This is a genomic window from Bacillus sp. NH11B (assembly GCF_001884205.1).
Classification (GTDB): Bacteria; Bacillota; Bacilli; order Bacillales; family Bacillaceae_G; genus Bacillus_A; species Bacillus_A proteolyticus.
In genome coordinates this window covers 1-25,599 of the sequence record NZ_MAOG01000147.1, presented here as the reverse complement: position 1 = coordinate 25,599, position 25,599 = coordinate 1, and the positions used below count along the sequence as shown (strand labels likewise).

27 protein-coding genes and 3 pseudogenes are annotated in these 25,599 nt (G+C 33.7%); 21 read left to right on the top strand and 9 right to left on the bottom strand.

The window, feature by feature from the left end; genetic code table 11:
* Positions 1-7 precede the first annotated feature (7 nt).
* A complete protein-coding gene (locus BAU27_RS29540; RefSeq protein WP_071772918.1) occupies positions 8-1,387 on the bottom strand; it encodes a catalase in 1,380 nt (459 codons plus the stop codon).
* A gap of 301 nt (positions 1,388-1,688) precedes the next feature.
* Here BAU27_RS29540 and BAU27_RS29535 point away from each other — a divergent pair, with 301 nt between their 5' ends.
* Positions 1,689-2,906, top strand: a complete 1,218-nt coding sequence (locus tag BAU27_RS29535; protein WP_071772917.1) for an aspartate aminotransferase family protein — start codon at positions 1,689-1,691, stop codon at positions 2,904-2,906.
* 239 nt (positions 2,907-3,145) lie between these two features.
* Positions 3,146-4,597 carry an MFS transporter gene (locus tag BAU27_RS29530; protein WP_071772992.1) on the top strand — a complete coding sequence of 484 codons (1,452 nt, stop codon included), beginning with the start codon at positions 3,146-3,148 and terminating at the stop codon, positions 4,595-4,597.
* A 68-nt stretch (positions 4,598-4,665) separates the two neighbouring features.
* Here BAU27_RS29530 and BAU27_RS29525 read toward each other — a convergent pair whose 3' ends face one another.
* Genes BAU27_RS29525 through BAU27_RS29515 form a run of 3 tightly spaced genes read right to left on the bottom strand, consistent with a single transcriptional unit; the run spans position 4,666 to position 7,839 of the window.
* The gene (locus BAU27_RS29525) at positions 4,666-5,775 is read right to left on the bottom strand and encodes a DUF4018 domain-containing protein (protein WP_071772916.1); all 1,110 of its coding nucleotides are present in this window, start codon (positions 5,773-5,775) and stop codon (positions 4,666-4,668) included.
* A complete protein-coding gene (locus BAU27_RS29520) occupies positions 5,750-6,913 on the bottom strand; it encodes a DUF58 domain-containing protein (RefSeq protein WP_071772915.1) in 1,164 nt (387 codons plus the stop codon). Before BAU27_RS29520 ends, BAU27_RS29525 begins: the two co-directional genes overlap by 26 nt.
* Entirely contained in the window at positions 6,910-7,839 is a 930-nt protein-coding gene (locus tag BAU27_RS29515) for an AAA family ATPase (protein ID WP_071772914.1), read from the bottom strand. The genes BAU27_RS29520 and BAU27_RS29515 overlap by 4 nt, the downstream gene beginning before the upstream one ends.
* 206 nt (positions 7,840-8,045) lie before the next feature.
* Here BAU27_RS29515 and BAU27_RS29510 point away from each other — a divergent pair, with 206 nt between their 5' ends.
* Positions 8,046-8,363, top strand: a complete 318-nt coding sequence (locus BAU27_RS29510; protein WP_001013435.1) for a PadR family transcriptional regulator — start codon at positions 8,046-8,048, stop codon at positions 8,361-8,363.
* A gap of 7 nt (positions 8,364-8,370) precedes the next feature.
* A complete protein-coding gene (locus tag BAU27_RS29505) occupies positions 8,371-8,907 on the top strand; it encodes a DUF2812 domain-containing protein (protein WP_071772913.1) in 537 nt (178 codons plus the stop codon).
* Between the two features lie 103 nt (positions 8,908-9,010).
* Here the strand turns inward: BAU27_RS29505 and BAU27_RS29500 are convergent, their stop codons facing one another.
* The gene (locus BAU27_RS29500; protein ID WP_071772912.1) at positions 9,011-9,307 is read right to left on the bottom strand and encodes a hypothetical protein; all 297 of its coding nucleotides are present in this window, start codon (positions 9,305-9,307) and stop codon (positions 9,011-9,013) included.
* A gap of 191 nt (positions 9,308-9,498) precedes the next feature.
* Here BAU27_RS29500 and BAU27_RS29495 point away from each other — a divergent pair, with 191 nt between their 5' ends.
* A complete protein-coding gene (locus BAU27_RS29495) occupies positions 9,499-10,608 on the top strand; it encodes a lactonase family protein (protein ID WP_071772911.1) in 1,110 nt (369 codons plus the stop codon).
* A gap of 168 nt (positions 10,609-10,776) precedes the next feature.
* Here BAU27_RS29495 and BAU27_RS29490 read toward each other — a convergent pair whose 3' ends face one another.
* The gene (locus BAU27_RS29490; RefSeq protein WP_000433610.1) at positions 10,777-11,025 is read right to left on the bottom strand and encodes a hypothetical protein; all 249 of its coding nucleotides are present in this window, start codon (positions 11,023-11,025) and stop codon (positions 10,777-10,779) included.
* Between the two features lie 281 nt (positions 11,026-11,306).
* Here BAU27_RS29490 and BAU27_RS29485 point away from each other — a divergent pair, with 281 nt between their 5' ends.
* From BAU27_RS29485 to BAU27_RS29465, 6 genes and pseudogenes are all read left to right on the top strand, one after another.
* Positions 11,307-11,690: a VOC family protein gene (locus tag BAU27_RS29485; protein WP_071772910.1), complete on the top strand. Its 384-nt coding sequence runs from the start codon at positions 11,307-11,309 to the stop codon at positions 11,688-11,690.
* A 15-nt stretch (positions 11,691-11,705) separates the two neighbouring features.
* Positions 11,706-12,248, top strand: a complete 543-nt coding sequence (locus BAU27_RS29480) for a GNAT family N-acetyltransferase (protein WP_071772909.1) — start codon at positions 11,706-11,708, stop codon at positions 12,246-12,248.
* On the top strand, positions 12,248-12,835 hold the full coding sequence (locus BAU27_RS29475; protein WP_071746373.1) for a kinase: 588 nt from the start codon (positions 12,248-12,250) through the stop codon (positions 12,833-12,835). The genes BAU27_RS29480 and BAU27_RS29475 overlap by 1 nt, the downstream gene beginning before the upstream one ends.
* Before the next feature lie 35 nt (positions 12,836-12,870).
* Entirely contained in the window at positions 12,871-13,455 is a 585-nt protein-coding gene (locus BAU27_RS29470; RefSeq protein WP_071746372.1) for an HAD-IA family hydrolase, read from the top strand.
* Positions 13,456-13,466: 11 nt separating this feature from the next.
* Positions 13,467-13,675, top strand: a pseudogene (locus BAU27_RS31505) (DUF3887 domain-containing protein); the annotation flags it as partial.
* A 108-nt stretch (positions 13,676-13,783) separates the two neighbouring features.
* Positions 13,784-14,095: a hypothetical protein gene (locus BAU27_RS29465; RefSeq protein ID WP_071746371.1), complete on the top strand. Its 312-nt coding sequence runs from the start codon at positions 13,784-13,786 to the stop codon at positions 14,093-14,095.
* A gap of 40 nt (positions 14,096-14,135) precedes the next feature.
* On the opposite strand, the gene BAU27_RS29460 is transcribed toward BAU27_RS29465, so the two are convergent.
* Complete coding sequence (locus BAU27_RS29460; RefSeq protein ID WP_071772908.1) at positions 14,136-14,351, bottom strand: helix-turn-helix domain-containing protein; 216 nt, start codon at positions 14,349-14,351, stop codon at positions 14,136-14,138.
* A gap of 10 nt (positions 14,352-14,361) precedes the next feature.
* Positions 14,362-14,844: a DUF2975 domain-containing protein gene (locus BAU27_RS29455; protein WP_071772907.1), complete on the bottom strand. Its 483-nt coding sequence runs from the start codon at positions 14,842-14,844 to the stop codon at positions 14,362-14,364.
* Positions 14,845-15,082: 238 nt separating this feature from the next.
* On the opposite strand from BAU27_RS29455, the gene BAU27_RS29450 reads away from it, so the two are divergent.
* The 8 genes and pseudogenes from BAU27_RS29450 to BAU27_RS33655 form a co-directional block, all read left to right on the top strand.
* Positions 15,083-15,871: a DeoR/GlpR family DNA-binding transcription regulator gene (locus BAU27_RS29450; protein WP_071746369.1), complete on the top strand. Its 789-nt coding sequence runs from the start codon at positions 15,083-15,085 to the stop codon at positions 15,869-15,871.
* A 160-nt stretch (positions 15,872-16,031) separates the two neighbouring features.
* On the top strand, positions 16,032-16,898 hold the full coding sequence (locus tag BAU27_RS29445) for a carbohydrate ABC transporter permease (RefSeq protein WP_071772906.1): 867 nt from the start codon (positions 16,032-16,034) through the stop codon (positions 16,896-16,898).
* A gap of 10 nt (positions 16,899-16,908) precedes the next feature.
* Positions 16,909-17,727 (top strand): carbohydrate ABC transporter permease, encoded by an 819-nt coding sequence (locus BAU27_RS29440; RefSeq protein ID WP_002200098.1) that lies wholly within the window; start codon positions 16,909-16,911, stop codon positions 17,725-17,727.
* Between the two features lie 25 nt (positions 17,728-17,752).
* The gene (locus tag BAU27_RS29435) at positions 17,753-19,114 is read left to right on the top strand and encodes an extracellular solute-binding protein (RefSeq protein ID WP_071772905.1); all 1,362 of its coding nucleotides are present in this window, start codon (positions 17,753-17,755) and stop codon (positions 19,112-19,114) included.
* Between the two features lie 80 nt (positions 19,115-19,194).
* Positions 19,195-20,622: a CehA/McbA family metallohydrolase gene (locus BAU27_RS29430; RefSeq protein ID WP_071772904.1), complete on the top strand. Its 1,428-nt coding sequence runs from the start codon at positions 19,195-19,197 to the stop codon at positions 20,620-20,622.
* Positions 20,615-21,322 carry an HAD family hydrolase gene (locus BAU27_RS29425; RefSeq protein ID WP_071772903.1) on the top strand — a complete coding sequence of 236 codons (708 nt, stop codon included), beginning with the start codon at positions 20,615-20,617 and terminating at the stop codon, positions 21,320-21,322. Before BAU27_RS29430 ends, BAU27_RS29425 begins: the two co-directional genes overlap by 8 nt.
* Positions 21,323-21,383: 61 nt before the next feature.
* Positions 21,384-22,484 (top strand): ABC transporter ATP-binding protein, encoded by a 1,101-nt coding sequence (locus BAU27_RS29420; protein WP_071772902.1) that lies wholly within the window; start codon positions 21,384-21,386, stop codon positions 22,482-22,484.
* Between the two features lie 232 nt (positions 22,485-22,716).
* A pseudogene (locus BAU27_RS33655) lies at positions 22,717-22,791 on the top strand (IS6 family transposase); the annotation flags it as partial.
* Between the two features lie 169 nt (positions 22,792-22,960).
* Here the strand turns inward: BAU27_RS33655 and BAU27_RS29415 are convergent.
* Entirely contained in the window at positions 22,961-23,551 is a 591-nt protein-coding gene (locus BAU27_RS29415; protein ID WP_071772901.1) for a hypothetical protein, read from the bottom strand.
* A 684-nt stretch (positions 23,552-24,235) separates the two neighbouring features.
* On the opposite strand from BAU27_RS29415, the gene desA reads away from it, so the two are divergent.
* Both desA and BAU27_RS29405 read left to right on the top strand, forming a co-directional pair.
* Positions 24,236-25,267 carry a Delta(5) desaturase DesA gene (gene desA / locus BAU27_RS29410; protein WP_071746362.1) on the top strand — a complete coding sequence of 344 codons (1,032 nt, stop codon included), beginning with the start codon at positions 24,236-24,238 and terminating at the stop codon, positions 25,265-25,267.
* Between the two features lie 158 nt (positions 25,268-25,425).
* Positions 25,426-25,599 (top strand): annotated as a pseudogene (locus BAU27_RS29405) (alpha/beta fold hydrolase); the annotation flags it as partial.

Genomic DNA, 25,599 nt, shown 5'->3' with positions numbered 1-25,599 from the left:
AATCTTCTTAATGCTCTTCCAGTTTTGTCTCAATTCTTGTTTTCAAATCAGTTGATACTTGATCGAAATACCCCAAAACTATCTTCCTAATATCATCGGATATAACTTTCAAATCACTAGCTAAATTTTCAGCAAGATGTTCTTTTTCAATGAGTGATAACTTTTCATAAAATTCACCAGCCTGCCCAAAGTCATCTTGCTTAGCTATAGAAGCTCTTTCAAGTTTCCCTTCGACGTATCTTCCGTCACCGCTTGTTGCTTGATTAACAGGTGTCCAATCTTGCTGCTGGTTAATCGCTAATTTACGAAATTCTGGTCCAATTCTTCGTCTTTGAGAATCGCTATAAATATTAGCACGGCCCTGTAGCATTTTATCATCAGATAATTCTGCTCCATCCAGTAAATTAGAAGGAGAGAAGGACACTTTTTCTACTTGTTCCATATAATTTTCAGGATTTTTATTTAATACCATTTTACCGACTGGTATAAGTGGATACGCCTTTTCGTCCCATACTTTTGTATCATCTAAAGGATCATAAGAAAGATGTGCTTCATCTTTTGGATCCATGAGCTGGACATATAAACCATATTCCACTGCTTTACCATTTGCAATTGCATCGTATAAATCTTTCCCGCTATAATCAGGATTTTCGGCAGCTAGTTTATTTGCTTCTTTACTAGTAATGTACTGTACACCTTCAAATGGATACCAATGATACTTTACATACTTTCGATTACCTTCCGCATTTCTCCAAACATATATATTTACACTATGTCCTGGGATGTGGCGAAGGCTTTTTGCGGTACCAGCATCAGAGTATAAATGGACAACAAAATGAATTGATTCGGGTGCTCTAGCGACAAAACTCCAAAAGCTATCAGGGTCTATTAAGTTATTTTTAGGTGAAGGCAAGAGCGCTTTAATAGTTTCAGGGAAACGCATCGGATCACGAACAGAAAAGACAGGAATGTGATTACATAAGAGGTCAAAAACTCCATCATTTGTATAAAATTTTGTAGCAAAACCGCGTACATTTCTAGAAGTATCAGGTGTTCCTTTCGTACTAACAGCTAATGAAAATCGCACCATAACGGGAACTTTCTCATTAGGATTTTGTAGAAAATTTAGTTTAGTATGTTCGGACATTGGATAGATCGTTTGAAAATAACCGAACGCACCAAATCCTTTTACATGAACAGGTCTTTCTAAAATTTTTTCATGAATAAATTCTTGTAACGCCTCGTGAAGCACACTATCTTGCTTTAAAATAGGTCCACGTGAACCAACTGTTTGAGAGTGAAGTTTAGCTGGTTCATTACGTTCTCGATTTTGATTAAAGTCTTCTCCTAATAAAGATTGCCTCTGTTTATCATATTTTTCATTCATCGATTTAGCCTCCAAATTTTTTCGTCGATTGTTACTAAATATGATTCTATAGCCTTGATTATGTATTACATACAAAGTTCAAATTAGTAACATACCGCTAGATGTAAAAAACGCACTTATAGTGGACCTGTTGAAATAGAGGAAATTATGAAAAAATGAATATCGGAAAGAGAAATAACACGTTTTATTAAAAAGGTGGAAGAAAACCACTATTAAAATTTCAATCTTAAAAATTAATTTAAAAATGACTTTATAGATAATGAACATTAAAAACGAGAAAAATAACTAGGAGGAATTTAAAATGTCGGATTGGTTTCAATTAGATAAAGAATACATTATGCCTACGTATTGTCGTACGGGGGTTGCGATAGAAAGAGGAGAAGGAAGTAAACTTTATGATGTAGATGGTAAAGATTATTTAGATTTATTTTCAGGTGTCGGGGTGAATGTATTAGGCTACAACCACCCGAAAATTGTACAAACGGCAATGGAACAAGTTACGAAATCGTTGCATCTTCCTTTTCATTTTTTAAATCCAGTAGCGATTGAGTACGCAAAAAAGTTAGTTGATTACTCTTTAAAAAACGGAAAAGTCTTTTTTACAAACTCTGGTACGGAAGCGACAGAAACAACGTTAAAATTAATAGATAAATATAGATCTATAACGAACGAAGAACGTGACGGAGTCGTTGTACTGAAAGATAGTTTCCACGGACGAACATTAGGTGCACTTCATTTTACGAGACAAGAAAATGTATATCAAAATTTCCCTAAAACATCTATTCCTGTATATGAAGTAGAGCGCGAGAATATAGAGCAATTAGAAGAAACAATCATAAATGAAAAGCCTATTGCAATTATGCTAGAACCTGTTTTAGGAAGCGGGGGGATTTATCCTTTATCAAGTGAATATTTGCATAGTGTTCAACATCTTTGTGATACATACAATGTACTTCTAATAGTAGATGAAGTACAAAGTGGTATGGGGAGAACTGGAAAACTATTTGCTTATCAAAATTTCAATATTATACCGGACATTATTCAAATTGGTAAAGGAGCAGGAGGCGGGATACCGCTTGGCGGAATCATTGTAGGTGAAAAGTTATGTGATGTATTTTCACCAGGAGATCATGGTACAACATTTGCACATTCATCAATGGGAACAGCTCTTGGTTTAACGGTATTAAATACATTAATAGATGATGGATTAATGCAAGCAGCTTATGAAACGTCACTATATTTAAATGACAAACTGCAAGAATTTCAAAAAGAAAACTCTTATTATATTAAAGAAGTACGCCATGCTGGTATGATGTTTGGTATTAGTGTGAATGATACGAATAATAATGTGAAAGAATTACAGTCAGCATTAATGGATAAAGGGATGCTAGTGGATATTACACAAGGGAATATTATTCGTTTGCTTCCGCCGTATATTATTACGAAAGAGGAAATTGACGCGTTCACTTATGAGTTTATTTCCTGTGTTCATAGCATAGCAGCTACAGCAAGTATTTAAAAAAATATAAAAAAATATAAAAAGCTGAAGAAGGCGCTATTTTAGCGGCTTCTTCAGCTTTTTAAAATAGTAAATTACTTAACCTAGGGAGCATCTCATTGGACAAATAATTAATTATGTGAAACAATAATAACAGATAAGGAGACGTTGCTTTTCCTTAAGTGCTTCGTATTGAATTTATTCTAGTAAGAGAAGGTGTGCTTAAAGAAGTTAAATTAAATAAGGAGCTGTTTTACTATATGCAACAAAATAATGATTTAAATTTTGAACCTCAAGACGTTAATATTGTCAATCCTAAACAAGCGCGGAAAGCAGTTGTTGCTACTGGCATTGGGAATGCAATGGAGTGGTTTGACTTCGGATTATATGCGTATTTAGCGGTAATTTTAAGTCAATTATTCTTCTCAGGTGTTGATAATAGTGGATTGCAACTTGTACTTACATTCGGTACATTTGCAGCGGCCTTTCTAGTTCGACCAATCGGAGGTATTTTCTTTGGTAGAATAGGAGATAAGTATGGCCGAAAGATTGTTTTAAGTACAACTATTATTTTAATGGCACTTTCTACATTATTCATCGCATTACTACCAACCTATGAACAAATTGGTGTATGGGCACCAATACTACTTTTAATTGCTCGAATGATTCAAGGCTTCTCTACAGGCGGCGAATATTCAGGAGCAATGGTTTATATCGCAGAATCTTCCCCAGATAAAAAGCGTGGTATACTCGGTAGTGGTCTTGAAATTGGAACACTCTCAGGTTACATTGCTGCCTCGGTAATTGTTACCATTTTAACCTTATTATTAACAGATGAGCAAATGCTCAGCTGGGGATGGCGTATTCCTTTCTTAATTGCTGCACCAATTGGTTTGGTCGGTTTATATTTACGACGTCATTTAGATGAATCCCCAATCTTTGAAGAGATGGAAAAAGCACAAGAGGAATTTGAAGAAAACGAACAATTTTCATTTATGGATATATTAAAATATCACAAAAAAGACTTCTTATTAAGCACAGTAATTGTTGCCTTCTTTAACATTACAAACTATATGATCCTTTCGTATATTCCTTCTTATTTAACACAAGTATTAAAAGTCAAAGAAACAACTGGCTTATTAATCATTTCAATTACGATGGCACTTATGATTCCACTGGCACTTTATTTCGGTAAATTAAGTGATAAAGTAGGTAATAAACGCGTAGTACAAATTGGTTTACTTGGTTTAGCATTATGTTCAATTCCAGCATTTTTATTAATTGGTAACGGACATATTGTAGCCATGTTTGCGGGTATTTTCGTCTTAGGTTTCTTCCTTAGTGTATATGAAGGAACATTGCCTTCGTTATTACCAGCACTCTTTTTCACCGATGTACGTTATCGTGCACTTTCTATCTCCTTTAATATTTCTGTATCTATATTTGGCGGGACGACACCGCTCGTATGTTCATACTTAGTTCATGTTACTGGTAATCCACTGGCACCAGCATTTTATTTAACAGGTGTAAGTGTAATTGGATTAATTGTATTTAGTGTACTATTTGTCACAACATCAGGACGTGCACTAAAAGGTTCTTACCCTACTGTAGAATCGAAAAAAGAAGCACATCAAATTGCTAAAGAGGATCCTGAAGAAACACTTTGGTGGCATGAAGAATCTTTAGAAATTGAAGCAGGAAAAAAAGCATAATTTGTGAAAAGCAACGTGGACTTTTACACAAAAAGACTCCTAGTTTAATAGGAGTCTTTTTGTATACATCATTTTCTCTTCTTCTTCAAACTCTTCTGATACGCATAAAGCTTATAAACCTCTTCCTTAAATTCATGTAAAAGCACAGTGTTTTCACCATTTGAATACCGTACTGTATTATAGGCATCTATAATAATATGACTCTGAATATTTGCACCTTCTTCAAGGTTTATTCTTTCTAACCAAGCCTCAACCGTTTCTCCTCGTTCTCGGTTTAAAGGGGGGGATAGTTTACTCTCGAGTTTGAAAATTTCTTTCCGAATTTCGTTATTTGGTGGTTTATTTCGTTTGAAGCGTTTTTGACCTATTCCTTCTTTATCAGTAATGATAGTAGATTCGAAGATAGGTATATTTGGTAAACTTAAATATTTTCGATTTTTTATTATTTTCCTTACGACATAAATAGCGATGACTGTACAGACTATTATTGTAGCGGTATTTATGAGTATTGGGTCAAAATCAGGAAGTTTTTTCCCGTCTTCAATTCGTGGTTTTAAGAGATGTCCTTTATTTGCCCAAACACCTTCAGTATCCTTTAATTCCGCTGCTTTAATTAATGGCATTAAAGCATAGCCGACTCCTAATGCGATAAATTCCGTCAAAAAACCAAACATAAGTCGAATAAAAGGAAAAACTTGAACAATTAATAGACTCATTACACCAATCGTAATGATAGAAGCAAAACGTAATAGTTGTTGTTTTCGATTTGCCCCGGTTAGCCAAAATGTAATCATAAGATGCAAGGCTAACATTAATAGTTTCCATAGAGGTGGAAAGGGTGCATAAAATATAGCTGAAACGACAAACCATACAATGCCACCTAGAGATTTTTGAACTGGATATCCAGGTCCGACCGCGTGCACGATAAAGAAAAATAGTGGTAACATGATTGTGCCAAAAAGAGAAAAAGGTAAAAATATAGAGAAAGCAACTATTTGAAGAACTAATAGTATTACAAATCCTGTCGTTTTTTTCTGCATTAATTTATGAATAAGAAATACCCCTACATAGCCTGTTGTTAAAAATATTGCAATACCAATGAGTTCATCGCTTTCTGTTAATAATGAAAGAAGGAGGAGTAGAATAAAGTCATTAACGTGATAGAGCCAAGTTTTCAAGCTTTTCCACCATCCCTTCATTATTAATGAGAAACGTAGGCTGAGAGAGAAGAGGGAGATCATTCTTCTGCATACCAATGTATATCATTGTAGAGGATCGCTCTCTTTTTCTCGTTATATAGTGAAGAAATCCTTGTTTTGGAAGTAACGTACTATCATCTGAAATACGTGCTAATTCTTCCAAAGCCTTCCCGTAATGTGTTTGTCCTTCGTTTAATGGTAAATGCAATGCACCAGTTTCTGCTAATACACTAATAAATAATTCAAACGGTATTTGATGCTTCGTTGCGAATTGACAAATGTATGTTGTAAATGAAATAAGGTCTTCTACATTTTCTTTCCAACCGAATCCGCGATCAGCAGCTAAAGAAAGACAAATCGTCCAACTATAATTCTTTACAGGTTCATATTGCTTCGCTTGTAACGCCTGCATTTTGGCGGATGCTTTCCAATGAATAGAGCGGAATGATTCACGCTCGTAGCGCTTTACACCGATAATAGATGTTTCATCATTGTAAAAAGAGAAATTCGTTCGATACGAACCTGTTAATAGTTGCTGAAGTTCTTGTAAACCGGCTACTTCTTTAGGAGAAGGGTACACAATAATTTCAGCCTTTAACTTATCGAAAACAGGTAAATGTATAGTTAAAAGATGAAAAGGATCTTTTAAAACACATTCGAACTGTTCAATTTGAAAGACACCACGCTTCGTTGCGGTTAATGTTAAATCCCATTTTTGTGCTGAATGAGCTGGTTGTGAAAATGGGAAAGAAAATAACGTTTTCGATATTTGTTCAATCCCTTGATCCTTATGCGGTATAAGAGATGAATTTAAATGAAAATAACAAACACCGTTTACGAGTGGTATGCTTGCCCCATTTTTTAAATGAATAAAAAACTGTCCAGATTCATCAGGAAATAGCCGCGTTGTTTGTTTCTCGTTTATTACTTGAAACTTTTTCTCTATGAAAGTGACATATTTATAAATGAAAATAGCAAATAAATAATAAAAGAAAAAGAGAAACATAAGCATTCGTTGCGGGAAAAAGAATGTGAAAAGCAACGCGACTGGAACAGTTAATTGAATAATATGAAGTTGGAAAAATAAAGGTACAGTTACAACGCGCTGTCCATTCATGCGTGTTCAATCTCCACAGGTACGTCAACTTCTTTTAAAATCCTTTGCATGATTTCATTTTTTGTCGTACGTAAAGCTCCTTCCATTGACAAGACGATACGATGATTCCAAATGGAAGGAACTAAAAATTGTATATCTTCAGGTGTGCAATATTCTCTGCCGCGTAAAAAGGCTAATGCTTGAACTGCACGTACTAAAGCCAATGTGGCACGTGGACTTACACCGTTAGCGATGTAATCGTGATTTCTTGTAGCGTGAGCAAGTTTAATAATGTAGTGTTCTAGCGCCTCTGATACGAATATTTCTTTCACTTGTTTCTGTGCCCCTAAAATGTCTTCTAAAGAAATAACAGATTTGACGCTTTCTAACGGTGTATTGTTGCGAAAACGTCGCATCATTTTTAATTCATCTTCAGGAGACGGATAACCAATTGAAATCGTCATTAAAAAGCGATCAAGCTGTGCATCTGGAAGAGGGAAAGTTCCTTGTGATTCAATTGGGTTTTGCGTCGCAATAACAAAAAACGGTTTCGGAAGAGGAGTAGACTGCTTTTCAAGCGTTACTTGTCGTTCTTCCATAGCTTCTAACAAACTAGATTGTGTTCTCGGCATCGCGCGATTAATTTCATCTGCAAGTAGTATATTTGTCATAACTGGTCCAAGTCTTAATTCGAATTCACTAGTTTTTGGATTGAAATATTCAATACCTGTTACATCACTCGGAAGTACATCAGGGGTAAATTGAACACGAGAAAAATTACCACCAATGCTTTTAGAAATTGTTTTTGCAAGTAATGTTTTTCCGGTGCCAGGCACATCTTCCAGAAGCACATGCCCGTCAGCAAGCAATGAAACGAGTAATAGATCTATAACATTTTCTTTACCGACAAAAACAGATCCTATATTTTCTTTTAATTTATTAATCATATGTAACATTCCTTTCATAATAAAAGAGCTAGTATTTCTATATTTTAACAAATTATTCAGAAAATTGATATGATTTTTAAATTTGAAGAAACAGATATTTAATTATTAAATTACCCTTGCATATTTTGGAATATGATTATACAATATCGATATACGATGTATCGTAAGTAGATATATCATAAGTCGATGTATCGGAGGTAGTTATAATGAATGGGAAAGCGCAAAAATATATTCCATTAACAGAGGCGACATATTACATACTGTTGTCATTAGTGAAGCCTATGCACGGATATGGAATTATGCAAATGGTAGAAGAGATGACAAATGGGGAAGTAAAGCTCGGTCCTGGTACTTTATATGGGAATACGACGAAGTTACTAAAAGAGAAATTAATTGTTGAAGTTGCCTCTACCGATAGGAAAAAGTGTTATGAGTTAACGCCGTTTGGGAGGGAAGTACTGGAACTGGAGTACAATAGATTACAGCGATCTGTAAGAAATGGAAATAGTATATTAGGGGAGTGAATGAAAGATGAAGACAAAAAAGGTATTCAAATTTTTCATGGCATGGAGTCTAGAAAAAGAAGAAGCTTTTTTACGGAAAATGCATCAAAAAGGCTGGGCGTTACAAAGGTATAATTTGATGTATACGTTTAAGAAAACAGAACCAAAAGATATAATATATAAAGCGGATTTTAGATTGGTTTACAGGGATTCAAAAGAAAAACAACAAGAGTACTTTGAAATATATGAAATGTCTGGTTGGAAACGTGTCACAAGTTTTACAAGATGGAATTATTTTTGTAAGGAAGTAGAGGAGGGAATTGAGTTACCTGACATATATTCAGAGAAGGACACGAAGGTGCAAAAAATGAAGGAGTTATTACAATTTTTCGCATTGATTTCAATAACTATATTACCCTCAATGTATAGCGTATTTTTAAATTCAACAGAATCAAGAGTGCCAATTTGGGCGAAAGTTATGACAGGGCTTGTAGGTTGTATGTATGCTTATTTCTTTACGAGACTCTTATGGAAAATCAAGAAATTGAAAAGCGAAATATTATAATAAAGATTGGATTTTAAAAGAAGATGATTCCGGAATCATCTTCTTTAATTTTCATGTAATTCTATTTTGTTCACTCTTTTTTACACAATAAAAAACTATATATTTAAGGCATAGAACTAACAGTTACAAAGATAATACCAGTGATAATACCTAAAAAAATCATAAATGATGAAGAAACGATTAATAATAATGAACCACTGATTAATACTATTTTATTAGATTTTTGATGTTTAAAGTGGTAATAAAGTAAAAAGCCGCAAACAGTAGAAACAATCCATATAGCTAGACCGTAAGGAGTTGTTATCTTCTTCCAATCGAAAATCCAAAAGTAAAAGATGACTATGTGACAAGTGAATAGTAGAAATGTAGATGGAATCATTAACTTTTTATTTAAAATCATTTATTTCACCTCTCTTATGTAAATATTACCAAAAGAGTGTGGAGTTGAAAATATAATAGGGAAGTGCATAAGGTTTTCACTTAAAGAAACTACGAGATGAGTAAGAGATATTTCTAAAACAATTTCCATTTGCATGGGAATTTAAATGAAAAAAGAACCATATAAAATTATGAAGGGAGGAGAGTCATAAAATGCAGAGAATGAACAATTATTTTCGTGCTCGTGCGAGTATGGTATACATGATGACTAATAATGAAGTAATGAATCACATTGTTGCTTTTCATATGGATACGAATGGAATGCTCACTTTTATGGGTTCTTACCGAACTTACGGAAGAGGTACTGGTATAAAGGAAGTTTCTACAGAAACGGCAAACGATGGTATAGATCCACTAGCATCACAAGGTTCTCTCATTTTGTCCCGTGATGGTCGTTTCCTATTTGCAGTTAACGCAGGCAGTCATAGTATCAGTAGTTTTATCATAGCAGATAACGGGGTGCCAGTTTTCGTGGATGTAAAGCCATCAGGAGGTGCTCAGCCCAATAGCATTGGTGTGTATGATAATCTTCTCTACGTGTCCAATGTAGGTAGTGCTGCAAACAATTTTGCATCAAATATTACTGGATTTCACATAGATGATAAAGGAAACCTTACACATATTCCAGAATCCACTCATGCTCTCAGTACCTTTAATGCTCAGCCCGCGCAAGTTCTCTTCACCCCGGATGGTAGTAAAATCGTTGTCTCCGAGCTTACATCAAACCATCTCAGTGTCTTCCATGTAAATAAAGATGGTACGGTTACAGGACCAATTGTTAATGATTCTTACGGTAAAGGCCCATTGGGTGCTTACTTTCTATCGTCCGGAATTCTCTTAGTTACAGAAGCAGTTTCAAATGCGTTGTCATCTTATTCATTGAGCAATGACGGTACTCTTCAAGTAATCAGCGGCTCTGTACAAAACGGATATAAAACTGCTTGTTGGGTTATAACAACGAAGGATGAACGTTTTGCCTATACTACGAACACTTTAAGTGGCACCATATCCACCTACCAGATTGCCCCCAATGGAGTACTGTCAGTAGTAAGGCATATTACTAGTACACCGCCGGGGACAGCACCAGGTCTTCCGATGGATGTTGGAGTGAGTAAAGATGGACGACATTTTTACACCCTTAACGGAAATCAGGGGACAGTGTCAGCATTTAATATTCAAAGTGATGGTAGTCTAGTAAGGTTGCAGGTTGTTTCTTCATCCAATTTTCCTTACTTTGGGTCGCAAGGCTTAGCTGTTCTTTGATTCTATTGGGCCGCTATATTTGTGTGGAACAGAAATATATATGACGGTGTATGAATAGTAGACATGTAGATGAATTAGGAACCTTTGATTAAACGGCAATTGTCCACCTTACTTACGTAAAACGAAAAAATCCCCCTATAGAAAATTGATAGGGGGTAGGGAAAATGTTTAAGAAAAAGACTGATTTTGAGCCGGTTTAATAAATTGTTCTGGATTTTCAACAAGCCCGCATACAGCACATTGGACGCGGTAAGTAGGTCCTTGATAAGCCATATGAAAAGCGTTCATCGTTTCATTTGTGTATTCTTCTTCTACTTGACCAGTTTGTGGATTTAACTTGACTGGTTTTACTTGTTGCTCAAGAATATTAAAGCGAGTACGGTTCGTTTTACAGCTTGGACATAGCATTGGTTCCATATGTATACACCTCCATTTGTAGCATTTCTTAAGCGGTATGATTTTATGCAAGTAAAAAACTTTCTCAATAAAATTAGGTGTTTAATGCATTTAAAATACAGAAAAAATAAAATATAATAAAAGTACGAACTGGTTATGTCCAAACCAAATCTCCTGTTTTATGCCAATAAGCTGGGGGCCGAGAAATCGGCCTCATTTTTTTGTGCTCGGCTCTATGAGGTACAAGGTTTTTAAAAACATTTGTCGAATTTTTAGAGGTGAAGGTAAAAGGGGGAATAATTATGAACTTAAAAATGAAATACATTATTTTATATGTAGAAAAGTTTGAACAATGTCTTCAGTTTTATAAAGAAATTTTAAAATTACCAATAAGAGCTGAACACGGTACATATATCGAATTTGAAACAGGATCTACAATTTTAGCAATGAATACGCGAGAGGATGTAAAGGAGTTAACTGGATTACCACTTATTGAAGGGGTATTACAGTCTTCTCATTTTGAATTAGGGTTTGTTGTAGAGGATGTAACAGCAACAATTACGGAATTGAAAGAACAGGGAGTTAAGGTGCTAGTTGAACCGATGACGAAACCGTGGGGACAAACAATTGCTTACATTGCTGATCCAGACGGTAATTATATTGAAATTTGTAGTTCATTAGAATAGAAGGAGATAAAGAGGATGGGGTTTCCGAAATTAGAAACAGAACGTTTACTATTAAGAGAACTTACACTGTTAGATGCAGATACAATGTTCCATTATTTTTCAAAAGAATCCGTTATTCGTTATTTTGGGATGGATTCTTTCGAAAATATTGAACAAGCGAAAACGACTATTCAAACGTTTAGAAAGCGTAATGAAGAGGGAAGTGTATTTCGCTGGGGGATAGAGAAGAAAGGTACGGATCAATTAATCGGTACGTGTGGATTTCATTTAATTAACAATCATCATAAACGAGCTGAAATTGGTTATGAGCTAGATGATACATATTGGGGACAAGGATACGCAACGGAAGCACTGCAAGCAATGCTAGCTTACGGATTTGAAAATTTGCACTTTATAAGAATTGCCGCTGTTGTATATATAGAAAATGAAGCCTCCCGTAATTTATTAAAAAAAGCAGGGTTTCAGGAAGAAGGATTACTTCGGAAATATATGATTCAAAATGATGTTGCTCATGACACAGTCGTTTATTCATTATTAAAAGAAGATTGGGAAAAGTAATGAGCACAAGTGAAATAATGAAAGTTATTAAGGAACATAAAGATGAGAGATTTATATTAGGTGTAGATGGTCTAAGTCGTTCAGGTAAAACAACTTTGGTTAAAGAGTTGGAAGAAGATATGAAGAAAAGTGGAATCCCGTTTCATATATTCCATATTGATGATCATATTACCGAGCGTAACAAGCGATATAATACTGGATTTGCAGAATGGTATGAGTACTACAACCTTCAGTGGGATATCGATTGGTTACTGCGAAACTTTTTTCAAAAGTTACAAAGCGATATTAAATTAGAAGTACCTTTCTATCATGATGAAACAGACACATGTGAAATGAAAGAAATACACCTTCCTTTAGTAGGTGTAATAATTGTTGAAGGTGTTTTTCTGCAGCGAAAAGAATGGAGAAATTTCTTTTATTATATGGTGTACTTAGATTGTTCAAGAGAAACAAGGTTTCTTCGCGAGAGTGAGGAAACGCAGAAAAACCTTCCAAAGTTTCAAAGTAGGTATTGGAAAGCTGAGGAGTATTATTTGGAAGAGGAATTGCCGAGGGAGAGGGCGGATTTCGTAATACGCAATATGTAACAATGTAAGTAAGTACAAAATAGAAGGTGGATAAAATGAATATATTATGGGATTTTGATGGGACGTTATTTAATACGTATCCTGCATATACAATGATGCTTTCTGAAATATTAGGTGATGCAGTAGATAAACGAGAAATATACAAAAACTTAAAAATATCATATTCCCACGCAATTCAATATTACAACATTTCAAATGAACAGGAAGAACAGATTAAAGTTTTGAAGAAACAGTTTACTCCAAAAGATATGAAACCATTTGAAGATGTCGAAGAGATTTTGAAATTTGCGCATAAAAACGTGATTATGACACATAAACATAGGGCAGGAGTTATGGAAATCTTAAAGTATTACGGATGGGACAAATACTTCATCGATATGGTTACAATTGACGATGGTTTCCCTCGAAAACCGAGCTCTTTAGCTTATGATCATTTACATAAAAAGCACAATATTGATCTAGCAATTGGAGATAGAGAGTTAGATCTATTGCCTGCGAAGGAATTAGGTATTACAACATGTATGTTTCAAGATAAATGTGATGTAGCGGACTATTCTTTATCGCATTACTCTGAGTTTTTTAAGGTAGTTATTGATAGAAATAGGGAGTTTTCTTTATAAATGGCTTGATTAAAGCTTCTACTTTTACAAGCGCAGCAAATGAAGCGAAGTATAAAGAAGTGCACATGATAAATTTGATAGTAAAATGAAAACGGGATTATCAGAAGAAAAAGCTGGTTTATATACTGTTGTTCTTGTAGCGAAATATAGTAAAGAACAACGGACCTTTATCATTACTTATAATGATAAAGAAGAAATAGCAGGTTTATATATTAAATAAAAAACAGATACAGCGGAAGTTTCCGCTGTATCTGTTTTTTTGCATTAACCAAATTATGGTTATTAGCGCTGGTATGAACTCATAGCTATATAAAAGGGGTGGGTAATTATGAAAACAGAAATAGTTCTCAAAAAGAAGTACAGCATAATAAGCTATGTATCTTTGCTCATCGGAATTATGTGTTTTTTATTCGTTTTTATAACTCCGACGAGGATAGCGAATGCAGGAAATATAGTTGGAGATTATATAACGATTGCTCTGACAGGTGTAGGTATTATACTTTCAATAATCACAATGACGAAAAAAACAGAGAAGAAGGGGATTGCTATTATTTCATTAATACTGTCCTCATCATTCTTTATATTTTGGATGATCGCGATTATTTTAGTTTTGACTGGTCAAGTTAGTTTTGCGCCGTAATACTGAATAAAAAGAGTCCTTCATACAAGAAGGACTCTTTTTATTCGCTTTCTTCAGATTGATATTCTAAAATATCCCCAGGTTGGCATTCTAATGCTTTACATATAGCATCTAAAGTTGAAATTCTAATTGCTTTTGCTTTTCCATTTTTTAATATAGAAAGGTTAGCCATTGTAATTCCAACTTTCTCTGAAAGTTCAGTTACACTCATTTTTCTTTTAGCTAACATTACATCAATATTAATTATTATTGCCATGTTATTCACCTCAGACCGTTAAATCATTTTCTGATTTTATATCTATCGCATCTTTTAACAGTCTTTGGAGAACGGCAGCAAAGACTGCGATAACCATTGAAGCAAAGATTAGAAGCATCCCAAGTATAATAATACCAGGTGCGTCATCTCTCTCCGCCACAAGATAGAAGAGTGGCATGCCTACTACATATAATATACTAATTGTTACTGCGCAGTGTTTTATCTTCTTTAAAGCTCTAACAGATAATTTCGAGAAGGCGTTCCCCTTGTCAATGAAGCTTACAAGTTTAAAAGCTTGATACAGAGCAAAATAAAAAGGTACAACCGTTGCATATAGATTAAGTAAAACAAGATATTTTATATATGCAATATCGGGGTACAATTCCGCTGCATAATTCCCTATGTTAGGAACTAAAAATATACATAAAGCAAGAACAGGAATACCGATAAGGATAATAGCTGTCTTTAAAAAGAGTGTTGATCCTTGTTTCATATAAAGCACCTCATTTATTAATTATCTATTAAATTTAACATGAAATTTATCGTTTAACAATAAATTTTTATTTATTTTAATATTGTTTTTATTGTTAAACTAATTTTGAAATTTCATGAAGATAATCGTTCCTTATTTCTGTAAATGATGTTATGTTAAAAGTAAAGATTAAGCCTTTTGTATATTAAGAGTTTTTAGAAAATCAATATTTTGCGTAATTTGACGAGGTGTTAATGAAATGAAATCGTACACACAATTTGAACGAAGAAAACACATACTAGATGAATTAGAAAAGTATAACCGAGTGATGGTAAATGATTTAGCAAAGGTATTAAATGTTACAACAGAAACGATACGAAGAGATTTAGATATGTTGCACAAGGAAGGGCAGCTTACGAAAATACATGGTGGTGCAATTAAGAAGAAAGATCAAACACTAGAATTTCATTTTGATAAACGTCGATCTGAAAATATTGAAGAAAAACGAAAAATTGCAATGGAAGCAAGTAAAATCGTAGAAGATAATGATATTATCGCAATTGAAATTGGGACAACCACAATGCAAATTTTAGATTACATATACGATAAAAAGAATTTGACAATTTTAACAAACTCGATACCAGCTGTAAATAAAATTATTGAGCTGAAAGACCAGTATGATTCCTTTGATTGTAGGTTAATAGTCATAGGGGGAATATTGAATACGAATTCCTTAGCATTGTCTGGAGAAATGACATTAAACTATCTGGATCATTTCACTGTTAATAAATTATTTGCTTCTTGTGATGGTATTTCATTAGAAAAAGAACTGACATGTTCGTATATTGAAGATGCACAAATATTTAAGCAGCTAAAGAATAATGCAAAACAAGTTGTAATGATGGCTGATGAATCAAAGTTTAATTTGACAAAGTTTTATAAAAGCGGAAGTTTTAGTGATATAGATGCGTTATATACGAATGCGAAGCTCGATGAATCGTGGCAAAATATGCTAACAAGTAATGGGGTTGAAGTAATAACAGTATAGAAAAACTAAAAGAAGGCTATTTCTTAGTAAGTTGAGAAATAGTCTTTTTTGTTTATATGTTGTTTTATTTTGTTAATTTGTTGTTTTTACAATTAGTTAACAAATTAACAACATTGTGTTAATAATATACTCGTACAATATGAATTAGGGGGTGGCAAGAATGCAATTAAAACTATCAAAAGCTGTGTTCTTTTTAATACCAGTTGGAATACCTCTAATATTGTTTTGGATTATTCCGAATTTCATTAGTTTAGGTATTAGTTTTACTGATTGGGATTTTATGACGAATGATTTTAACTTTGTTGGATTAGAAAACTATTTCAATTTGTTTACACAAGATTCTTTTATGCAAGCATTGTTAAATACGTTTTATTTCGGAATTGGAACAGTCATTCCGACGATAGCATTAGGTTTAGGATTCGCATTATTCTTTCGAAAAAAATTTAAAGGTTCCGCATTGTACCAATTAATGATCTTTTCACCTTGGGTAACGCCAACAATAGCTGTATCCATTGTGTGGTCACTTTTATATGAACCTCAATTTGGAGTTATTAATAAAGTGCTAAACTTTTTCGGGATACCAGGTTTGGACTGGCTTCAAAGTAGTCAAACAGCGATGTTAGCAGTCATTATAATGACGGTTTGGAAATTAGTTGGCTGGACGATGATTTTCTATATCGGTGCATTAGAAAAAGTTCCAGATAGTTTATATGAAGCAGCTAGTATTGATGGGGCAAATGCATGGCAGAAATTTCGATATGTAACACTGCCAATGGTTTCATCAACAACTTTCTTCTTAGTTGTCGTCAATACAATTTCTTCGGTGCAGGCTTACGATCAAATAAAGATTTTAACACAAGGTGGGCCTAGTGGTTCGACGCGTACGTTACTGTATTTATTCTTCCAACAAGGGTTTGAACAGTTTGATATGGGATCTGCAACAGCAATCGCATTTATCATACTAATCATTACAATTTTACTATCTGTTATTAACAAAATAATAGGTGATAAGTGGGTGAACTATTAAGGTGAATAATATGAAAAAAGGTCCATTAATTGTAAAGCATCTCTTTTTAGCATTATCAAGTATACTATTTGTTTTTCCGTTCATATGGATGGTACTTGGTTCGTTTAAAACATCTAGTGAAGTATTACAAGGAGGTTTTTGGCCTAAAGAATTTCACTGGGAAAATTATCGACAAGTATTAGACATACTACCATTTAACACATATTTATTTAATAGTTTTTATACATCTTTCATCATTACTATATATGTGCTTGTTTCATCTGCACTGTTTGCTTATATGTTAGCATTTTACAAGTTTAAAGGTAAAAATATTACATTTAGTGTCGTGATGGCAACCTATATGATTCCTGGAGCTGTTTCGTATGTTCCTGTATATGTAATGTTAGGGAAATTCGGGCTACTTGATTCACATTTTGGATACATGATTTCTATGGCTGTTAGCGTATTCGGTATTTTCTATTTAAAACAAACGTTCCACAAAGTTGGTTTTGAAATAGTAGAAGCAGCCAAAATTGATGGAGCAAGTGATTGGCGTATTCTTTGGAAAATTATTTTTCCAATGACACGATCATCATTTGTAACACTAGGATTGGTCACATTTATTGGTAATTATAATAATTACGTCTGGCCGGCTCTTATATTGAAAGATAATACGCAAAAGTTAATTACGAATGGAATTGCTGATTATTTCATTAATAGTTCCTTAGGGCGAGATTGGTCACACATTATGGTTGCAAGTACAATCGCAACAGTGCCGCTCTTAATCGTATTTTTGATTCTACAAAAATGGTTCTTATCAGGTGTTACTGATTCAGGAATAAAGGGGTAATTAAATAGTAAGGGAGATTTGTGGGATGAAAAAACTATTCATGCTTCTAACAGTTATAACATTGTTTGTTAGTGCACTTGCGGGTTGTTCAGGCGGAAAAGGAAGTACGGTTAAAGCGAGTAAAGAAGGAGAGAAGGTTGTTGTTCCATTCATTAATGGAGTAGGGGGCTCTCTTGCGAATCGTGTAGATAAGATTGTGGAAGAATACAATAAAAGTCAGGACAAATATGTAGTGAAAACGACAAAAACGGGTAGCTACGATGAGTCATATCAAAAGTTACAAAGTGGATTTGCAGCGAATAACCAAGAAGCAATTGCATTACTAGGTTCTGATGTCATTCAAGAATATGCTAAAAAACAGTTAATCGTACCTATAGATGAATATGTTAAAAATGATACTAATTTCAAAAAAGAAGATTATGGAAAAGGGTTTATGGAGCAAGCAACAATTGACGAGAAGTTGTATGGAATTCCATTCTACGGTACAACGCAAATTCTTTATTACAATAAAAAAGCATTAGCGGAGAATGGCTTTACAAAAGATGATTTAAAGACGTGGGAAGGTGTAGAAAAGGTAGCAAAAACAGTCGCAAAACGTGGTGAAAATGGAAATGTGACATATGCGGGCTGGATGCCGATGTGGGGAACTTCCAATTTAATTGATGCGGTTCGCAGTGCCGGTGGAAACGTATTAAGCGAAGATGGTAAAAAAGTATTAATTAACGATGACACTTGGGTTTCGGTATGGGAGAAATTCCGTACATGGCTACATGAAGATAAAATTATGAAAATACATTCAGGTGGTACTGGATGGGAATATTGGGATAAAACTGTAATTGATTTAGTTGAAGGTAGAACATTAGGATTTACAGGATCATCTGGTGATCAAGGATTTGTTTTTAAATCATTAGGAAAAGGAATGACGGAAGAAGAACGCCTTAACACATTTGAAGCATTACCTCAGCCTGCTTGGGGTAATAATAAACCAGCGCCAAAGCTAGAAACATATTTATTCACATTAACGAGAAACATTGATCCAGAAGTAGCAAAAGGCGCGTATGACTTTATGAAGTTTGCGACAAGTACGGAGAAAACGGCTGAATGGTCCATGGCTACAGGATATATCCCTGTTCGTAACAATGTAACAGAGTATGGTCCATATGCTGAATTCGTTAAAAAACAACCACAAGCATTAGTTCCATTAGAACAAGCTAACAATTATGGAGTGGGACCATTTGTAGATCCAACGGGCGGTAAAATTAATGACGCCTTAAATGTGGCGAAAGATAAAGTAGAGATTGAAGGAGTTCCAGCGAAAAAAGCATTAGATGAAGCAGCTAAAGTTGCGCAAGAAGAGTTAGATAAAGTTCTGAAAAAGAAGAAGTAATATTACCAACATGAGGTGCTTTTGAACGAAGAAAGTGCCTCTAAAATTCCTTCATTAAAACGTAAAAAGGTGTGAGAATGATGATCGAAATAACAAGTATGATAACACTCTCTCCATTCGTAAAAAATAAACATTGTTTCCAAATGGATGAAACTGATATTAAAAATTTCACATTAATTATTGATCAAGGGGACAGCCGGAAAATCCCGCTTTTATTAATCTTGCGAGACCCTAACGGTTATGTACGTATACAATATCAAACGCCAGTTGCAAATGAAAAACTAGTCGTTTCGAAAGATTCAATATTTTGCTCTGCTGGTTGTAGTGGAGGAGAAATACAGTCAGGTAATTGGGAATTAGAAGTCGTCTATATTCCGCATTGTGCAAAGAAAGCAGTAAAGTTTACCGGAGAAAAAGTTAACTATACAGTAAATATAGTAGTGAATGATCAATTGGAACGAAAGTATAATAGAGATCACTTTTGCAAGGAAAATGTTTTTATTGATGAATACAATTATGAAAAGATAATAAATGAAGAATATCGCTGGTACAAAGGAGAATTTCATGAGCACACAGATTTAACCGATGGCGAGATAGATGATGAACTTGGAATGACAGTATGTGAAAAACAGGAATTAGATTTTTTATATGCGACGGAACACAATATTGTTATGCCATCGTATCAAAAAGGAAACACATTAATTATACCATCTATGGAACTTACAACTCCTTACGGTCATTACAACATATTCGGGATAAAGGAATACGTTGATTTTACAAAGTATGTAGATGAATCGTTTAGCGCGGAAACAATGAATGAACTATTTTCTTTCTTGAAAGAAAAAGGTTATTTATTGAGTGTGAATCATCCGTTTATGAAGCCTTGGGCGAACCAAGTGAATATTAACTTAGAAAATGTTCATACGATGGAAATTATGTGTGATCCAACTTATAAAAAAAGTAAATCATCTACTTTAGAAGCTTTACGTTGTTTCGATCAAATGTGGTCAAATGGTCTTAAAATCTGGGGAATAGGAGGAAGTGATTCTCATTTACATCCGTCTAAAACATTCCCAGGATCAAAAGACCCATCCATTTATGGTGATCCAGGAACATATGTATTATGTAATGGTTTATCTATTAAAAACTTAAAATTTGCAATCAAAAAGGGACGGATTTATTTCTCTCGATTTAGAAAATTAGCGATAGATATTCAAAACGAAGGTGAAACGATTTATGTCGGTGATGAGGCTAAAGGAAACATTATTTACAATATTTCTACTGACAAACCGTGTGAGTGGAGACTAATAATAAATGGGAAAATAATTGAACAAAAATCTGGCAGCAACGTAACTTTTGAATTTTCATTAAATGAAGGGGTGTATGCTAGGGTTGAGGGATGGGAAGAGGACGAATTAGTAGCGTTTATTAATCCTATTCATAATAAAGTTGAGAATAAAAATATGAAAACATGGAATGAAGTTATAGGGGGAATAAAAGGTGAATAAAGCAATTATTTTTGATAAAGATGGAACATTAATACAGTTAGATTCAGTTTGGTACAAAATTGTGCATCGTGTGTTAGATGATATATTTCAAACGTATCCAAATGAAAAAAGTAAAAGAGATGATTACTTATCGATTATTGGTATGAATGACAACGATTTTGAGAGTACGAGTTTACTAGCATGTCGCACAAATTACTTTATTGCGGCTGCGTGGTACTCGTTGTTAGAAAATCAACATGTGGATAAAGAGAATTTCATTCATGATGTATGTCTTTTATTCAAAAAGTACTCTACAGCAGACGATCTTGTATTTACAGAAGTGGAAGGTGCAAAGGAAACGTTACGATATTTAAAAGACAATGAATATATTATTGGGGTTGTTACGGCAGACGATGTGGATGCAGCGATTCATTCTCTGAAAATGACTGAGTTATATGATTACGTAGATTTTTTAGGTGCAGATGATGGTGTGAATAGAACAAAACCTGAAAGTGATTTTTATCATATGTTTAAAGAAAAATTTTCTCTAACTGAAGAAGATGTGCTTATGGTAGGTGATACATTAACAGACGTTACATTTGCGAGAAATAGTAATATTAAAGTAGTGGGCGTCTTATCGGGTGCGAGTAGGAAAGAAGATTTAGAAGGAAAAGCAGATTATATTTTAGACAGTATGAAGGATATTTCGAAAATTTTATAATTCATGTCATCATAATTTTTAACAATATGTATAAATATAGCTCAAATTCTAGGAGGATATTATGGCTCAACTATCATTCAAAAACATTTACAAAAAATATGATCATGATGTGACAATCGTAAAAGATTTTAACCTAGAAGTAAATGATGGAGAATTTATCGTTTTGGTTGGCCCTTCAGGGTGTGGGAAATCTACAACATTACGTATGATTGCAGGACTTGAAGAGATTTCAGATGGCGACTTTTATATTGACGGAAAACGTGTAAATGATATTTCGCCGAAAGATAGAGATATCGCAATGGTGTTTCAAAACTATGCACTGTATCCGCATATGAGTGTTTATGAAAACATGGCATTTGGATTAAAACTACGAAAATACAGTAAAGAAGAAATTGACCAGCGTGTGCAACATGCAGCAAAAATTCTTGGGCTTGAGCAGTATTTAAGCCGAAAGCCAAAGGCACTTTCAGGTGGGCAGCGCCAGCGTGTTGCCTTGGGCCGAGCGATTGTTCGAAATGCAAAAGTATTTTTAATGGACGAGCCTTTATCAAACTTAGATGCGAAGCTACGCGTTCAAATGCGTGCTGAGATTACAAAATTACACAAGCAGCTGCAAACAACAACCGTGTACGTTACACACGATCAAATAGAAGCGATGACGATGGCAACTCGTCTTGTTGTGCTAAAAGATGGGATTGTACAACAAGTCGGTACACCGAAAGAAGTGTATGATAATCCAGAGAATGTATTTGTTGGCGGATTCATTGGTTCTCCTGGAATGAATTTTTTCAAAGGAGTATTAACAGATAATGCAGTTATGATTGATAAGTGGAAAATTGAAGTGCCAGAAGAGAAGATGAAAGGCTTGCGAAATAACGGATATACGAATAAAGAAATCATAATAGGAGTACGTCCAGAAGATTTTTATTATGGAAAAGCAATCAAGGCGTTACCATATAACGCAAAAGTAACGGTGTGTATTGATGTAGCAGAATTAATGGGGGCAGAAACATATCTATATTCTAACATTAATGGTCAATCCTTTGTAGCTCGTGTGGATACTTCTTTAGATGTGCAAAGTCAATCAAATATAGATCTAGTTTTGAATATGGATAAAGTTCATTATTTCGACTCTAAAACTGAGAAGCGAATTATTTTATAGATAATAATTAATATGATTATACCTTTAGAATTTCTTCAACTACTACAAATAAATGAATATAAAAAAGCCGATTATCCTTTAGATTACAGGAAATCGGCTTTTTTATATAGAAGATTGCTTAGCGTACGAAAATCACTTTTTGTTGGCAGTACCCTGTCACAATCAAGCTGAGAAAAACAAATAATCCGAAACGAGAAAAATCTTAAGTTGATTGATGTGTGATGCTACTCCTATGTTAAGATTCGAGTCATTTAAAACAGCAACCTCTATATTGAGTGGTGTTAAAGCGACGTATATGATAAAAAAGATGTATCGCTTGTGAAAAAATTGCATCACCTTGAATGAGCTAATACGACAAGAATTCGTGTCGGGCCTAATTAGGGAATACAGTACAAATCAGTATATAGTATACAAGCATTCTCTTTCTATAAATACGGTATGTTTTTAATATAATTAAAAGAAAATTTTTGTGTTCTTTAATATGATGTGACATAATACCAGCTTTTTTCTATTTTTGTGATCTCTTTATATTCATTATTAAAGTCGTATTTGTTTGGTCTAGTATCATTTGGTGTGTAAATAAATCCTGAAAAATTATCTAATATACCACGATAAGTAAAAAAGAAAACAGAAATACCATTTTTATTTTGTTGAATAATTACATCCCCACCGTTTTTGGAAGTGGATGCAAACTGTTTAGGTAAATGAATTTGTCTACTATCATAATGAACATTAGGAGTTAACTCTTTATGTTCTATAAGTGCTATAACTTTTTCACGGTCTTCTTTATAGATAATAAAATCTAAATTTATATAAATCTCATTAAATGGTATACAAATCCAAGTAATTACTATGATTAGTTGAATAATTAACGGTTTCCAATTTTTGTATTTGATAAGATGTATGATTGTGAAAATTAATATTAAGAAAAACAATCCATGAACTATTATTGAAAGAAATGGCATAACGAATGGGGTAAGGAATTCAACTAAATACCATTTGAAAAAATGATAAAGTATAAGAGCGATACCGCTTATTAATGTAATTTTGGTTAAATTCTTATTCAAATTTTGAATCTCCTTTCTATACTAAAAACTATGTGATTTTAGTATGAAAATAAAATGTATTTTTTCATAAATTTAACTTGTTTTCTAAATCTTAACTTTGTGTGATTAATATTTTGAATATATCATAGATTTGAAATTAAATAAACGGACATTAAATTTTTACATTTTATATAGAATAAAAGTTAAATAAAAGTGAGGGAAGTTTTCAAAATAGACTAGTTTTTTATTTAAAATGCAATTTGATTTGTTTCATGAAATAGATCCAGTTCCGGTAAAATCAGTTGCAACAAGTGAACATTACGTTCATTGTGTATGTTATTCGTTTTTTATCGTTTTAGAAAACTGGTTATTGTTAGTTTCGTGACAATGGAGAATTAATAATAAAAAAGAATAAATATAAGCTTACGTAAATGTTATGTAAAATAAAATCCTTGTTTACATACGAATGTTACATTGAGGATGTCGAAAACAGCTTATTGGAGGAACACCAATGACGAATCTTCGTAAAAAGATAATGAGACTAGCATTAATAGAAGTTATTCTGGACGTAAGCAATTTGTAAGGAATGAGTAAGAAAAAAGAGATTTTTATATTATAAAATATTTATTATACCTACATATAACACCTACTACTAATAATGTGTTATAATACGAATTAGCAACAAAAAGGAAAGGAATTAGAAAAATGACCTTACAAAATACTAAAAATTTAAAAAAACAAGTTGCTCCTTTTGAAAAATCAACGGCAAAAAAAAGTATTTGGCAAATCATCAATACGGTAGTGCCATTTATTATCTTATGGTACCTTGCTTATAAAAGTTTGTCCGTTTCTTATTGGTTAGCATTGGTTCCATCTCTGTTAGCAGCTGGATTTATGACACGGATTTTCATTATTTTTCATGATTGTACCCATTATTCTTTTTTTAAAAGTCGCCGTGTAAATAGAATAGTAGGAACATGTATGGGTGTTTTAACTTTATTCCCGTTTGATCAATGGGGGCATGAGCATTCCGTTCATCACGCTACAAGTGGTAATTTGGATAAGCGAGGTACAGGAGATATTTGGACGCTTACAGTGAATGAATATTTAGCAGCACCATTTAGACGCCGTTTAGCATATCGTTTATATCGCAATCCGTTGGTTATGTTTGGATTAGGTCCGATTTATGTTTTCCTTCTTAAAAATAGATTTAACAGAAAAGGTGCTAGAAAGAAAGAACGCATGAACACTTATTTGACGAATGTTTTAATTGTTGCTTTAGTAGGGGTACTTTGCTGGGCAATCGGATGGCAATCGTTTCTTTTAGTACATGGTACGATATTCTTAATAGCAGGTTCAGTAGGTATTTGGCTGTTTTACGTACAGCACACATTCGAGGATTCTTATTTTGAAGAAGATAAAGAGTGGGAATATGTGAAAGCGGCAGTGGAGGGAAGTTCATTTTATAAACTTCCGAAAATTCTGCAATTTCTAACTGGTAATATTGGATATCATCATGTTCACCATTTGAGTCCAAGAGTACCTAACTATAAACTAGAAGAGGCACACAATAATACGCTTCCTTTAAAAAATGTACCAACGATTACTCTTGCCACAAGCTTGCGTTCAATTCGTTTCCGTCTTTGGGATGAGCAAAGTAACAATTTTGTTACCTTTAAAGACGTCAAAAATTTAATTAAAAACAATGTTTCTGTTCAAGTGAAATCCGAACTGTAACTTCATCATATTTAACTGACTCCCCGTAATCATTTTTGATTTAAGGGGAGTTTTTGTTTAAATCGATATTGGGGAGCGTTTCAAACAAATAACAAAGATAATGGGTTTACAATATTAAAGATGAATTTATTTTTTGTGAAGGTAATTATACAGGATTTTCTACAGAAGGTTGGACAACAATGAATTTGGCCAGATATAATCCAGAGCATATTGCTACGGCTAGTTTATTGGACCCAGTCTTTGTATTTGCGCAAATACGCATAAAGATGATTCTTGCATCTATTCCAGCTTTCGTCCCTATTGTACCTAAGTTTATAAGAGAAAAGATGTTA

Coding starts and splice junctions, on each gene's coding strand:
- BAU27_RS29480 (WP_071772909.1), top strand. CDS start 11,706: ATGGGGTTTCCGAAATTAGAAACAGAACGTTTACTATTAAGAGAACTT.
- BAU27_RS29535 (WP_071772917.1), top strand. CDS start 1,689: ATGTCGGATTGGTTTCAATTAGATAAAGAATACATTATGCCTACGTAT.
- BAU27_RS29435 (WP_071772905.1), top strand. CDS start 17,753: ATGAAAAAACTATTCATGCTTCTAACAGTTATAACATTGTTTGTTAGT.
- BAU27_RS29440 (WP_002200098.1), top strand. CDS start 16,909: ATGAAAAAAGGTCCATTAATTGTAAAGCATCTCTTTTTAGCATTATCA.
- BAU27_RS29470 (WP_071746372.1), top strand. CDS start 12,871: ATGAATATATTATGGGATTTTGATGGGACGTTATTTAATACGTATCCT.
- BAU27_RS29505 (WP_071772913.1), top strand. CDS start 8,371: ATGAAGACAAAAAAGGTATTCAAATTTTTCATGGCATGGAGTCTAGAA.
- BAU27_RS29450 (WP_071746369.1), top strand. CDS start 15,083: ATGAAATCGTACACACAATTTGAACGAAGAAAACACATACTAGATGAA.
- desA (WP_071746362.1), top strand. CDS start 24,236: ATGACCTTACAAAATACTAAAAATTTAAAAAAACAAGTTGCTCCTTTT.
- BAU27_RS29475 (WP_071746373.1), top strand. CDS start 12,248: ATGAGCACAAGTGAAATAATGAAAGTTATTAAGGAACATAAAGATGAG.
- BAU27_RS29510 (WP_001013435.1), top strand. CDS start 8,046: ATGAATGGGAAAGCGCAAAAATATATTCCATTAACAGAGGCGACATAT.
- BAU27_RS29485 (WP_071772910.1), top strand. CDS start 11,307: ATGAACTTAAAAATGAAATACATTATTTTATATGTAGAAAAGTTTGAA.
- BAU27_RS29530 (WP_071772992.1), top strand. CDS start 3,146: ATGCAACAAAATAATGATTTAAATTTTGAACCTCAAGACGTTAATATT.
- BAU27_RS29430 (WP_071772904.1), top strand. CDS start 19,195: ATGATCGAAATAACAAGTATGATAACACTCTCTCCATTCGTAAAAAAT.
- BAU27_RS29520 (WP_071772915.1), bottom strand. CDS start 6,913: ATGAATGGACAGCGCGTTGTAACTGTACCTTTATTTTTCCAACTTCAT.
- BAU27_RS29500 (WP_071772912.1), bottom strand. CDS start 9,307: ATGATTTTAAATAAAAAGTTAATGATTCCATCTACATTTCTACTATTC.
- BAU27_RS29445 (WP_071772906.1), top strand. CDS start 16,032: ATGCAATTAAAACTATCAAAAGCTGTGTTCTTTTTAATACCAGTTGGA.
- BAU27_RS29455 (WP_071772907.1), bottom strand. CDS start 14,844: ATGAAACAAGGATCAACACTCTTTTTAAAGACAGCTATTATCCTTATC.
- BAU27_RS29460 (WP_071772908.1), bottom strand. CDS start 14,351: ATGGCAATAATAATTAATATTGATGTAATGTTAGCTAAAAGAAAAATG.
- BAU27_RS29420 (WP_071772902.1), top strand. CDS start 21,384: ATGGCTCAACTATCATTCAAAAACATTTACAAAAAATATGATCATGAT.
- BAU27_RS29465 (WP_071746371.1), top strand. CDS start 13,784: ATGAAAACAGAAATAGTTCTCAAAAAGAAGTACAGCATAATAAGCTAT.
- BAU27_RS29540 (WP_071772918.1), bottom strand. CDS start 1,387: ATGAATGAAAAATATGATAAACAGAGGCAATCTTTATTAGGAGAAGAC.
- BAU27_RS29495 (WP_071772911.1), top strand. CDS start 9,499: ATGCAGAGAATGAACAATTATTTTCGTGCTCGTGCGAGTATGGTATAC.
- BAU27_RS29515 (WP_071772914.1), bottom strand. CDS start 7,839: ATGATTAATAAATTAAAAGAAAATATAGGATCTGTTTTTGTCGGTAAA.
- BAU27_RS29490 (WP_000433610.1), bottom strand. CDS start 11,025: ATGGAACCAATGCTATGTCCAAGCTGTAAAACGAACCGTACTCGCTTT.